The 12,460-nt window shown below is 32.9% G+C and carries 13 protein-coding genes; 8 read left to right on the forward strand and 5 right to left on the reverse strand.

The genetic code is table 11. The features are described from left to right. The first annotated feature begins 35 nt into the window (after positions 1-35). Positions 36-746 (forward strand): toxin-antitoxin system YwqK family antitoxin, encoded by a 711-nt coding sequence (locus BSF41_RS13040; RefSeq protein WP_095929929.1) that lies wholly within the window; start codon positions 36-38, stop codon positions 744-746. An 89-nt stretch (positions 747-835) separates the two neighbouring features. Continuing rightward, positions 836-1,393, forward strand: a complete 558-nt coding sequence (locus BSF41_RS13045; RefSeq protein WP_095929930.1) for a DUF4956 domain-containing protein — start codon at positions 836-838, stop codon at positions 1,391-1,393. Here the strand turns inward: BSF41_RS13045 and BSF41_RS13050 are convergent. Next, positions 1,390-3,267 (reverse strand): PEP/pyruvate-binding domain-containing protein, encoded by a 1,878-nt coding sequence (locus BSF41_RS13050; protein ID WP_095929931.1) that lies wholly within the window; start codon positions 3,265-3,267, stop codon positions 1,390-1,392. The two genes, BSF41_RS13045 and BSF41_RS13050, sit on opposite strands and share 4 nt — an antisense overlap. A 142-nt stretch (positions 3,268-3,409) precedes the next feature. Here BSF41_RS13050 and mnmA point away from each other — a divergent pair, with 142 nt between their 5' ends. The 4 genes from mnmA to BSF41_RS13070 are packed head-to-tail and all read left to right on the forward strand — an operon-like array spanning position 3,410 to position 7,630. Next, entirely contained in the window at positions 3,410-4,597 is a 1,188-nt protein-coding gene (mnmA, locus tag BSF41_RS13055) for a tRNA 2-thiouridine(34) synthase MnmA (protein WP_095929932.1), read from the forward strand. 44 nt (positions 4,598-4,641) lie between these two features. Continuing rightward, positions 4,642-6,249 carry a S8 family serine peptidase gene (locus BSF41_RS13060; protein WP_095929933.1) on the forward strand — a complete coding sequence of 536 codons (1,608 nt, stop codon included), beginning with the start codon at positions 4,642-4,644 and terminating at the stop codon, positions 6,247-6,249. A gap of 5 nt (positions 6,250-6,254) precedes the next feature. Continuing rightward, positions 6,255-7,199 carry a nitronate monooxygenase family protein gene (locus tag BSF41_RS13065; protein ID WP_095929934.1) on the forward strand — a complete coding sequence of 315 codons (945 nt, stop codon included), beginning with the start codon at positions 6,255-6,257 and terminating at the stop codon, positions 7,197-7,199. Positions 7,200-7,219: 20 nt separating this feature from the next. Then, positions 7,220-7,630 (forward strand): hypothetical protein, encoded by a 411-nt coding sequence (locus BSF41_RS13070; protein WP_095929935.1) that lies wholly within the window; start codon positions 7,220-7,222, stop codon positions 7,628-7,630. A gap of 136 nt (positions 7,631-7,766) precedes the next feature. On the opposite strand, the gene BSF41_RS13075 is transcribed toward BSF41_RS13070, so the two are convergent. Then, complete coding sequence (locus BSF41_RS13075; RefSeq protein WP_095929936.1) at positions 7,767-8,207, reverse strand: DUF4268 domain-containing protein; 441 nt, start codon at positions 8,205-8,207, stop codon at positions 7,767-7,769. A gap of 92 nt (positions 8,208-8,299) precedes the next feature. On the opposite strand from BSF41_RS13075, the gene BSF41_RS13080 reads away from it, so the two are divergent. Together BSF41_RS13080 and BSF41_RS13085 are read left to right on the forward strand one after the other, a co-directional pair. Continuing rightward, positions 8,300-8,950, forward strand: coding sequence for a CoA pyrophosphatase (locus BSF41_RS13080; RefSeq protein WP_095929937.1), 651 nt, complete (start codon positions 8,300-8,302; stop codon positions 8,948-8,950). Positions 8,951-9,076: 126 nt separating this feature from the next. Beyond that, the gene (locus tag BSF41_RS13085) at positions 9,077-9,886 is read left to right on the forward strand and encodes a 1-acyl-sn-glycerol-3-phosphate acyltransferase (RefSeq protein ID WP_095929938.1); all 810 of its coding nucleotides are present in this window, start codon (positions 9,077-9,079) and stop codon (positions 9,884-9,886) included. 162 nt (positions 9,887-10,048) lie between these two features. Here the strand turns inward: BSF41_RS13085 and BSF41_RS13090 are convergent, their stop codons facing one another. Genes BSF41_RS13090 through BSF41_RS13100 form a run of 3 tightly spaced genes read right to left on the reverse strand, consistent with a single transcriptional unit; the run spans position 10,049 to position 12,287 of the window. Continuing rightward, the gene (locus BSF41_RS13090) at positions 10,049-10,681 is read right to left on the reverse strand and encodes a hypothetical protein (protein ID WP_095929939.1); all 633 of its coding nucleotides are present in this window, start codon (positions 10,679-10,681) and stop codon (positions 10,049-10,051) included. Positions 10,682-10,689: 8 nt separating this feature from the next. Further along, a complete protein-coding gene (locus BSF41_RS13095; protein ID WP_008462500.1) occupies positions 10,690-11,184 on the reverse strand; it encodes an RNA polymerase sigma factor in 495 nt (164 codons plus the stop codon). A gap of 41 nt (positions 11,185-11,225) precedes the next feature. Then, entirely contained in the window at positions 11,226-12,287 is a 1,062-nt protein-coding gene (locus tag BSF41_RS13100) for a DUF3810 domain-containing protein (protein ID WP_095929940.1), read from the reverse strand. Positions 12,288-12,460: the final 173 nt, after the last annotated feature.

Below are 12,460 nucleotides of genomic sequence, written 5' to 3' on the forward strand. Positions count from 1 at the left end.
AACACGCTTTTTAATGTTATAAAGAAAAACAGTTTATGAAAAAAATTTGGATTTTATTTCTAATTACTACAGCAGCTTTTTCTCAAGAAACCAATAAAGTTGACGCGGCTGGAAAAAAAGACGGACTTTGGAAAGGGACTTATGCTGAATCTAAACGACCTCGCTACGAAGGAAATTTTGATCATGGAAAGGAAACTGGTGTTTTTAAATTTTTTGATGATACTAAAAAAGGTGATGTCTTAGCAACAAGAGATTTTAGTGCCAATGATGGAAGTTCGTATACTGTCTTTTTTGATCAAAATAAAAACAAAGTAAGCGAAGGAAAAGAGATAGGAAAAGCTCGCGAAGGGGAATGGAAATATTACCATAAAGCTTCTAAAGTTTTAATGGCGGTTGAGAATTATAAAAATGGAAGATTAGAAGGTTTAAAAACTGTTTATTATCCTAATGCGCAAATTGCGGAAGAGATGACTTATAAAAATGGTTTAAAGGAAGGGCCCTATAAAAAAATAGGGCAGGACGGAACGCTTCTTGAAGAATCGAACTTTGTAAATAATGAATACAATGGTGCAGCTGTTTTTTATGATTCAGATAAGTCTGTTGCTTCTAAAGGAAAGTTTATAAATGGTAAAAAAGCTGGAATCTGGCAGTTTTACCAAAAAGGAAAATTAGTGAAAGAAGTAAATATGAGTGATCCTAAAAACACGAATAAAGCTTCTGAAAAAGGACCAGCGCCAAAAAAATAATAGTTTGAAAAGCTCAGAATTCATTCCTTAAAAATAAAATAGGTAAAGAATAAATTGTTTACTTTTGAGTAACCAATTTATTCTAACCAATGGATTTACAAGAGCTTTTAGGACGATTTTTACTGTTGTTTTTTTCGATTTTGGTTTTGTATTTTTTCTCCAACAGAAAAGATAATGCTACTATAAATCCGTTAATGGTTATTGTGGGACTTTGTACTTTTTCCCTTTGTTATCTTTTTACCAAAATAGAAATTGGAGTGGGAATTGGTTTTGGTCTTTTTGCTATTTTTTCGATACTTCGATTTAGAACACAATCTTTCACGGTAAATGCTATCATCTTTCTTTTTGCCACAATTACATTGTCAATTCTGGACATTATGTATCCGTTTGAAAAGATTGAATTATTGCTGTTTTTTCAAATTATTATTATCGGATTTTATATTGCCGCTTCGGTTATTGTCAATAAAAAAGCTTCAAAATATCTGAATTCTGTAGATGTGAAAATTCCGCTTGACGATGATTTTTCTTTAAACTCAGAAGTAATACGAAAATCAATTCAGCAGAAAATTAAGATTGAAGATTTCGACTTTAGAATTGTACTAATCAATACGGCAAGCAATGAAATAGATTTATTAGTATTCTATTAATCGTTGAATGGACGGACTTGTTTGATGTACAAATCTCTTTTTTCGCCCACAATTTTAAATTCAATATCTACCGGATGAAATTGGTTTTTGCGCCAATAGCGATACATTTTGGTTTCAATTTTTTTGCTGGCATCGTATAGATTACTCATTTCTTTTCGAGTCATCAACGGTTCATTATCATTCAAATTAGAATTGGAAGTATAATCAATATCAAAATCGGTTTCATCTTTACCGTCATTGAAATGATAGGCTACAAACTGTTCGCAGATTTCTCCTTTTTCGGGTTTTACAACCGAATTTTCTCCCTTTTGAACATTGACCGTAATTCCAGGAAAGTTTTCTCTAAATATATTTTTGGTAATAATTACGCCATTTGCCAATTCATCAGGAAAAGAGCGATGCACCAAAACGCCCATTGCAATATTTTGCTGATCAATTCCAAAAAGTTCTCGTTCGTTATACGAGGCTTCATTCCAGACACTTGCCCAGACTTGTTTTATGGCTTTTTCGAAAGTTTTGATTGAATCGCCTAAAATTCCGGTTTTAGAATCGTACAATCCAGCGCCATTAAAATCATCTAAATCTTCTGCATTCGTAGACGAACGAAATCTGAAGTTTTTAAATTTGGCGTCTTTAAAAGCAATATTCAATTTAGATATTAATTCAGGATCAATAGGTTCTTTTTTGATAGCGTCTCTAATTTTTTTAAGCTGTTTATTTATCCAAATCGCAGAATCTTTTTGTGGGAAAGCTAAAAGCTCTGCAATTAATGGAGAAATAGCAGGGGTCTGAATATGTTTTGTATAATAGTAAAACGGAATAGCATGTGCATTTTCGGGAACTTTAAAGGAAATCTCTTTAGAAATGGCAATTAAATAGGCCATGTTTTGTGCTTTTGAACCGATATAGTTAATTCCCTTTTTTGGAATTTCAGATAAATTGACCAATTCTGTAACGCTATTGTCTATAAATAGCTTTTTCTTTTTTCCAGGAGACTTTGTTGGAATTTTTTTAGTGGTTTCTTTAATAAAAAAAGTATCGACTTCAATTTTTATTTCTACTTTTTTAGAAAGCAGCCTTTTGATGTTGTTGTCTTTTTCAATATCCGTATATGCCATTATCGGAATCTTTCTGTTTTTTCCTAAAAGAACCAAATGGCTTAATGGAGTTTGAAGTTCATTTACAATAATTCCTCGCACATTTGGGAGAATATCAGGCGTTCCATCCAAAATGATAATCTCGTCAGAACTAGGTTTTAAAGTTTCTAAATCTTTGATTTTGTATTGCTGCAAAATCCCAATACTACTTCCGCGAACAACTTCCTGATATTTTAATTCTCCAAAAATATAATCAGATTTCACGCATGGAATTTTGAATTCTTCACGTTGGAACCAATTCATCATTTCTGGATTGTTCAGATAAAATTTCAGTTTTTCTCCAATAAAAGTAGAATTTTTGACCATAGTAAAAAAACGTTCAATCAGTGGTAGAGGCATATGATCGGATGCAGCGAGTTCAAAAATCCATTTGTCTGTTCCTTTAATGTGATTTAAATTTCCGAGAAGAAAATCTCTATTCTTTTCAGTGTTGCTATAGTTCTCATTATTGAAGACTTCTAAATCATGGCTGTATCCCAAATAATTAACTACAAAATCGTAATGAAGCAAAATAATACTGCTGTTGAAATAATACATTTTTTGTTTTCTGAGATCGTAAATGACTTTTACTGATTCAATATTCGAAAATTTATCAGACAAAGGTTTTCCTCTAAATGCTTTGTAAGCTTCATAATTTGGCAAAGATGCGCTGAATCGCTGCGCACTTAACGAAGTTAATACGAAAAGGAAAAACAAGCTATAAATGTATTTTTTCATAGAATAAAAATGGATGATTAAATGTACTTAAAAAAGTAATAAGTTTTATCTACTGCGGGATTGCTTAAAGTAATGAAAACCATGGTGAAATTTTCTATTATTTGGCGTACCTTTGCAACCTTAAAAAATTAAACTTTTCAAAATGAAACGAGTAGTTGTTGGACTTTCAGGTGGAGTAGATTCTAGTGTTGCAGCGTATTTATTGCAACAGCAGGGATACGAAGTTATTGGCCTTTTTATGAAAAACTGGCACGATGACTCTGTTACTATTTCTAACGAATGTCCTTGGCTGGAAGACAGTAATGATGCTTTGCTTGTGGCTGAAAAATTAGGCATACCGTTTCAAACTGTTGATTTAAGCGAGGAATACAAAGAAAAAATTGTTGATTATATGTTCAACGAATACGAAAAAGGAAGAACTCCAAATCCTGACGTGCTTTGTAACCGCGAAATCAAATTTGATGTGTTTATGAAAATCGCTTTAAGTCTTGGAGCGGATTATGTGGCAACGGGACATTATTGTCAAAAAAGCGAAATTGAGGTAGACGGAAAACCAGTTTACCAACTAGTTGCTGGAGTTGACAATAATAAAGATCAATCGTATTTTTTATGCCAATTGTCTCAAGAACAATTGTCTAAAGCTTTGTTTCCTATTGGAGCTTTAACAAAACCAGAAGTGCGCGAAATTGCTGCTGAAATGGAATTGGTTACAGCAGAAAAGAAAGATTCACAAGGTTTATGTTTTATTGGAAAAGTTCGTCTTCCAGAATTTTTACAGCAAAAATTACAGCCAAAAGATGGTAAAATTGTTCAAGTAGATAAAAATGATCCGATTTATACTTCTGAAAAATCAGCTGAACTTTCTTTGGAAGAAAGATTAAAGTTAGAATCTCAAAAACTAGACTATCTTTCAACAATGGGAAAAGTGGTTGGAAAACACCAAGGGGCTCATTATTTTACAGTTGGACAAAGAAAAGGTCTAAATGTAGGAGGAACAACAGATCCTTTATTTGTAATTGCAACCGATGTAGAAACTAATACTATCTATACAGGTTTATCAAGCCAACATCCTGGATTATTTAAAAAAGCACTTTTTGTTGGAAAATCTGAAGTTCATTGGATTAGAGAAGATATGACTTTGAAAGCTGGTGAGAAAATGGAAGTGATGGCTAGAATTCGTTACCGTCAGCCTCTTCAAAAAGCTGTTTTACATCAATTTGAAGACGGAATGTACGTAGAGTTTGAAGAACCACAGTCTGCTATTACAGAAGGACAGTTTGTTGCTTGGTATTTAGAAAATGAATTAGTTGGTTCGGGAGTAATTTCTTAGCTTTATACTTTATTTGGGAGAAGATCCCTAAAAAGTATAGATGAATGAGATGTAACTTTACTTTTCTTTTAATACTTCTTTCGTTTACAGTATTTGCACAAGAAGATGCATGGGTTTATTTTAATGGAAAACCTAATGTACAGGCTTTTTATGACAATCCTCAAGCTGTACTTTCGCAAAGAGCTCTGGATCGAAGAACGAACCAAAATATCGTTTTGGATATTACTGATGCTCCGTTAGAGACCTCGTATGTTAATCAAATTTCCGCAAGTACAGGAATTACGGTAAAAGCACAGTCGAAATGGCTGAATGCACTTCATATTCAGGGAACTCAGGCTAATATCAATGCTTTAAAAGCGTTAGCTTTTGTTCAGAAAGTAGAATTTGCAGATAGAACTTTAAATACTACGGGAAAAAAAGTTTCAGAAACTGCAATCAATCAGACGAAAAAACAAATACAAACCGCTATTGATTATGCTTATGGTAATTCTGCCAATCAAATTCAGACGTTGAATGGGCAGGTTTTGCATCAACAGAACTACACAGGAGAAGGTAAAATTATTGCTGTTTTAGATGCTGGATTTCCAGGTGTCAATACCGCTCAGCCATTTGAAAATCTTAGAAATAATAATAAAATTCTAGGAGGATACGATTTTACCACTCGAAATGCTAATTTCTATACTGGAGGAGATCATGGAACGAAAGTGCTTTCTACAATGGGCGGTTACAAAGAAAATGCTTTAATAGGTACGGCTCCAAACGCTTCCTACTATCTTTTTATAACTGAAATTGTTGCTGATGAGAATCCTCTTGAAGAATCACTTTGGGTTGAAGCGGCGGAGAAAGCGGACGCTTTGGGAGTAGATATTCTTACGACTTCGCTTGGATATTTCCTTGATCGAGATGAAGTTAGGTACAATCATACATACAGCGATATGAACGGAATTACCACTTTTATTTCGCGTGGTGCCGAAATCGCTTTTAGTAAAGGAATATTAGTTTTAGCTTCTGCTGGAAATGAAGGAACTCAACCTGAAAAGCACATTGGTGCTCCAGCCGATGCAGTGTCTGTTTTGGCCATTGGATCAGTTACAGCTAACAAAGTGCGATCTAGTTTCAGTTCGATCGGACCAAGTTCTGATGGGCGTATAAAACCTGATGTAATGGCACAAGGATCATCGGCTGTGGTTTCTGATGCAAATGGAACTATTGGTACAGCAAGCGGAACTTCATTTTCATGTCCGATTATGGCAGGAATGGCGGCTTCGTTGTGGCAAGCTTTTCCATCAAAAACAAACCAAGAAATTAGACAGATGATTTTGGCTTCTGCCGATAAATATGCGAATCCAGATAATAACTATGGATACGGAATTCCGAATTTTGGTACCGCATTAGGTGTGGATGATTTTATCGCTGAAGCCTCTTTTTTGGTCTATCCGAATCCTGCAAAGAGTGAAGTTTGGTTTTCTTTTTTAAATGAAACCAATACCGCATCGGTAACCATTTATTCTATTTTAGGGCAAAAATTAATCGAAGAAAAAATTAATAATTCAAATCCAGTTCTTTCCTTGCAATCACTTCAAAGCGGACTTTACATTTATAGTTTTGATGGTGATAATCTGCATAAAACAGGAAAAATAATCAAGCAATAGTTTTAATGAATAAAATTACCCAACTCTTTAATATAAAATACCCAATCATTCAAGGTGGAATGATCTGGAATAGTGGTTACAAATTGGCCTCGGCGGTAAGTAATGCAGGAGGTTTAGGACTTATTGGTGCAGGTTCTATGTATCCAGAAGTTCTTAGAGAACACATTCAAAAATGTAAAAAAGCCACAGACAAACCTTTTGGTGTCAATATTCCGATGTTATATCCTAACATCGAAGAGATTATGAATATTGTGGTTGATGAAGGCGTTAAAATTGTTTTTACTTCTGCAGGAAACCCGAAAACTTGGACTTCTTTTTTGAAAGAAAGAGGTATTACAGTTGTTCACGTGGTAAGCAGCAGTGTTTTTGCTTTAAAAGCGCAAGATGCTGGTGTTGATGCTGTCGTGGCAGAAGGTTTTGAAGCAGGCGGACATAACGGACGCGAAGAAACCACAACGTTGACTTTGATTCCGATGGTGAAAGAAAAAATACAAATCCCTTTAATTGCAGCGGGCGGAATTGCGACAGGAAGAGGAATGCTTGCAGCAATGGTTTTAGGCGCAGATGGTGTTCAGGTCGGAAGCCGTTTTGCAGCATCTTTTGAATCTTCGGCACACAATAATTTTAAAGATACGATAGTTAATACTATAGAAGGAGGTACTCAGTTGACTTTGAAAGAATTGGCTCCTGTAAGATTAGTAAAAAATAAGTTCTATCATGATGTTCAGGATTTGTATCAAAAATGTCCTTCTAAAGAAGAATTGGTTCATCTTTTAGGACGCGCAAGAGCCAAAAAAGGAATGTTTGAAGGAGATTTGGATGAAGGAGAATTGGAGATTGGACAGGTTGCAGGTCTGATTCATGAAATTTTGCCGGTTGAAGAAATTATTCGACAAATGATAGCCGAATTTGAAGTCGCATCCAAAGAAAAGACTACATTTGAGTTTTAATTGACTGCAAGAAATAATCTATGAATTCTATACGCACATATATACTATTACTTTTTTTAGTGTTAGGCCTTCAACAAGCTAAAAGTCAATCATATCATTTTAAAACTTCAGGATTTAGCGTTCTACAAAAAAATGAAAGAGGAAAATGGGGCGAGTGGTCCAATCTAGATTTAGTAAATCTTTCGGTTGTTTTAGATACCAATAAACATAGAATTGTAGTTTATTCTCAAGAAATCCAGCTTTACAGTATTTTAGATTATATTGAAAGAGAAGAAAACGACACAGATATTGTATATTCTTTTATGTGCAAAGATAATGATGGGAAAGAATGCAAGCTGTCAATTATTACACGAAAAAAACAAGATTATAGAAAACAGCTTTATATCAATTACGACGATCATATTATTGTTTATAATATTATTACGGTCTGAGTTTCTAAGATTCTAAGTCGCTAATTTTTTTGGATTTAAATAAAATAATAAACCCGACAGATTTTTAAAAACTGTCGGGTTTGCTATATAAAAAAGTTCAATGTCTTAGAATCTTAGTATCTCAGAACCTTAGAAACTACAAAGAATCTACATCCTTAATAAACTCATCATATTCTAAATAGAACATTTCTAGAGCATGCATGTTTTCGTTAAAGAAATCAAAAATAGTATCCCAAGTATTTTTATTGCTGAAACCAACGCCAAGTTTTTCTACCCAAATTCGGCTGATATTTTTACCACTTTCAAGAGTATAATTTTTTTCAAAAACCAAATCTTTGATAAATTCTTCCTCTAGGATATTTTTTAAAGCCTCAAGTTTTTCAAAGTAGGCAATACGTTTTTCATCGCTTCTGTGTTCGATATCAATTAAAACCTGCGCTTTCTTATTATCTACATAAAATTTAAAAGAAAAATCTTTGATTTTAGTGTCGTAAAGTACCCATTTGCGAGGGTATTTTTCGGCAAAAGCTACCCAAAATTCTCTTTTTATTCTTTGCGATTCTTCTCTGCTGTACATTTTTTTTGGCTTTAAGATTAGAAAACTTGCGGTACTGCGTTTTCTGGAGTATATTTATGTTTTATTTGAAAATACAAAAATAAGCTTTGATTATGAATTTTCAAGACTTTTTGAAATATGTTCCCAATATAATTCCGCTAGAATTACCAGCAGTGACGTCACACTTAAAAATGGCTCCAAAAGAGCGTATAGAGGGATTAAAAAATCTTGATATTGATGCATTAAACGCCAGAATGGCGGCAGTAATGATGCTGTTTTATCCAAAACAGGAAAAAACACATTTGGTTTTGATTGTTAGAAATGCTTATGATGGCGTTCATTCTGCTCAGATAGCATTTCCAGGAGGAAAATATGAAAAGGAAGATATTAATTTTGAAACCACTGCACTTAGAGAAACGCATGAAGAGGTTGGAGTAACGAGAGATAAAATAAATATAATTAAACATTTTTCTCCGATGTATATTCCGCCAAGTAATTTTTTGGTGCATCCTTTTTTAGGAATTGCCACAGAAGAACTTTCTTTTTATCCCGATATAAGAGAAGTGGCTGGAATTATCGAACTGCCTTTGTCTGTTTTTTTAAATGATGATATAATTATTGAAGCCAGATTATCAACTTCTTACGGAGCAAATATTTTAGTTCCTGCCTTTAATATTCAAAATCACGTTGTTTGGGGTGCCACAGCAATGATTTTGAGTGAATTGCGCGATGTTTTGAGTGTCGCTATTGCAAAAGAAATTTGATAAAGTTTATTTAATGATTTGATATTCATTTGGATAACTGTTATTTGGAGAAATTGTTTTAAAGTGTTGCTAAAAGAATAATTTTTGTATGTTTGCGACCTAACAAAAAAATAAGATAAATTAGTTATGGGATTGTTTAAACGAAATCCTTTTGGGCATATATTATTCATCAAGAAATGGTTAATCCGAGTTCTCGGTGCCATGACTCATAGGAGGTATAGAGGTTTTAATGAATTACAGATTGAAGGATCTGAAATTATTAAAACGCTCCCAGATACTAATGTTTTATTTATATCCAATCACCAGACTTATTTTGCAGATGTTGTGGCGATGTTTCATGTTTTTAACGCCAGTTTATCGGGGCGTCAAGACACTATTAAGAATATTGGCTATTTGTGGCAGCCCAAAATGAATATTTATTACGTAGCAGCCAAAGAAACCATGCAGGCTGGATTACTGCCAAGAATCTTAGCTTATGTTGGCGCAATTACCGTTGAGAGAACTTGGCGTGCTAAAGGTGTTGATGTTACAGAAAAGCGTGATGTAAATCCAAACGATACAGAAAACATCAGAATTGCTCTAGAAGACGGCTGGGTTATTACTTTTCCTCAGGGAACAACAAAATCATTCAAACCAGTTCGTAAAGGAACAGCTCATATTATCAAACAGCATAAACCAATCGTTATTCCTATTGTAATTGACGGTTTCCGTCGTTCGTTTGACAAAAAAGGACTTCGAATGAAGAAAAAAGGAATTCTACAATCCTTCATTATAAAAGAGCCTCTTGATATTGATTATGAAAACGATACCATCGAACAAATTGTAGAAAAAGTAGAATACGCAATCGAACAGCATCCTTCATTTTTAAAAGTTATTCCTGCTGAAGAAATCAAAGCGCAAGAAGAACTGAATAAATTAAGACGTTGGGATTATTAGAATAGTTTTTTTGTTTAAAGTTTTTGTCTGGCTGAGCGAAGTCGAAGCCTAACTTTGTGCCCTTCGACTTCGCTCAGGGAGACAATTTATTTATTCTGTAGCGTCAGAGTTTTTAATTCAAAAAACTTAGAACCTCAGCATCTCAGAACCTTAGAAGCTTTTTCAAAAATCTATCTTCTTCAACTCTTTATAATTAGCGTATAATCTACGTAAAAGCGTTCCGTAAATAATTCGGTAAAAACACCAGAATAATCCAAAAAAACCTAAAATTACAAGGAATAATATTCCTATAGTAACAAACATGGCTTTTCCGTTCATCGCTAATTTTTCTCTAAGAAACTCCATATCTGGATTGTAGACAAAAGCAATAAAGAAGCTTAAAATTGCTGTAATTACAATCATTCCGAGATTATACCAAACATAATACTGTACTGTTTTTCGGGTCTTTAAAATAGCGCTCATCAATGATTTTGTTGCTATTGTGGTCGAAATTGTTCTGTAGTTTTTGTAGAAAATGTAAACAAAAATCAATACAACAACATAATTAAAGTAGGTTAGAAACTCTAAAGCTGTTACTATTTCAGGATGATTCATTTTTCGCAATACATCATCTGTATTGATAAACAAGTTGGAAAAAGTCCAAAACGAAATCTCCAAAATACTGATGATTAAAATCCATTTTACAATTGAAGATGATTTTCTATGAATCATCTTATAGATTTCATTTTCAGAAATTTGTTGAAAAGAATCAGAGTTCTTTTGCCAGTCTTTTTTTAGTAAATCCAGTTCTTTCATAATAATTTTTAAGGATTTAGTATTTTTTTAAGTTTCCCTTTAATTCTGTTCATTTTCACGCGCGCATTCACTTCGCTGATTCCTAAAGTTTCAGCTATTTCTTGATAATCTTTGTCTTCTAAATACATAAAAACTAATGCCTTTTCGATGTCATTTAATTGATAAACTGCCTTATACATCAGTTTTATCTGTTCCTCTTCTTCATAATTGTAGTCAACATCTTTTACAAAATGCTGATGATTTTCATAATCTACGGTCGATATAGTTCTTTTGGTTTTTCGGTATAAGGTAATGGCTGTGTTTAAGGCAACACGATAGGTCCAAGTCGAAAATTTACTGTCGCCTCTAAATTTTGGATAAGCTTTCCAAAGCTGAATGGTGATTTCTTGAAACAAATCTTTATGAGCATCTTCGCCAGCAGTATATAATCTACAAATCTTGTGGATTATATTCTGATTTGCCTGCAGCTGCGCAACAAATGACTGTTCTAGATTTTCACTCATAATGTATTAGTAGTTATGAAATCATTTTTGTTACAGTTGGCTTATAATTTTCTTGTTTTATAGTAATTAATCGTCAAATCGATAAACTTACTATAGCTTTTCATTCCATCTTTTTGGTTATTTGTTTTTAAAAAACTATCCCATAGAAAATGAAAACCTTTATCTATAAAGGTGTCATATTTTTTCCAGAAATCTTGGTCTTCTTGATAGTTTTTTAAAATTCCAGTATTTACTTGTTTCTTTAGTATTTCAAAAATTTTCTCATTTTTAAACTTCCAGATTCCTAGACAATAGCGTAATGCAAAACTATATCCTGCATATTGATAATATAAATTGTCATTTTTAACAGAAGCTAAAAGGCCAATAAAATTACATTCACTTTCACTTGCAAAACCAATCTGATGTGCCATTTCATGAGATGTAGTTAGTGGAAAAGTGTACATTGGCAATAAGTCGTTAATTTGCGCTTCGTTTGTAAATGGATTTAAATAACCGCCAAATCCCATATAAGTTAAAGGAACGCTAAACAGTGATTTTTTTACGCTTAATGTTTTGTATTTAAAATAAGGATGTTCTTTTGCTAAATTATCATAACCGTTTAATATCATGTTAAATGACTCTTTCTGTGAATATGGAAAAACAATTTTAGAGCTTTCATTTTTTGTAATTTGAAACTGAACTTCATTCGTCTTTGCAATTAATCTTTTAGTGAAAGCCAAAAGATCAGAATCGGTATATTCTCTTTTGATTTCCATTTTTTCAAAAAGAGGTTTACGGTAATAATTGAAAGCCCAAAGCAGGTGAAAGAAAAAGTAAAAAACAGAGATCTTACCTAAGATTTTAAGAAGATGATCCTTCCAATCTATTTTCCAAGTTTTTCTAATTTTCCAAAACCAACTAATTATAGAAATCATTAAAAGAGCATAAATAATATCACCGACAGAAAAAGGAATTTTACCTAAGATTGTTCTTGAAAAATGAGAAATTCTAACGAATAAATTTTTGCTATAAAAGCCCTCCACAAAATCTGGAAAGAATGGCAGGATTTTATAAAAAATAATTTGAACTAAGAGAAATAAAGGTAAAACGTATTTTGATTTCACAGTATAGTTTTTAGATACGTAAATATAAACACAATATTATTATTAAAAAAAAAGGATTGTATTTGTAGGAATTGATTTTAAGAATTTGGATTCGTGCTAATTCCTCAAATTTGTGCTCAAAAAAAGTTGAAACTTTGTAACTTTGGGACTCTTAATTGTTAAACATCAAACAA

Source organism: Flavobacterium sp. ACN2 (assembly GCF_002303885.1).
GTDB lineage: Bacteria > Bacteroidota > Bacteroidia > Flavobacteriales > Flavobacteriaceae > Flavobacterium.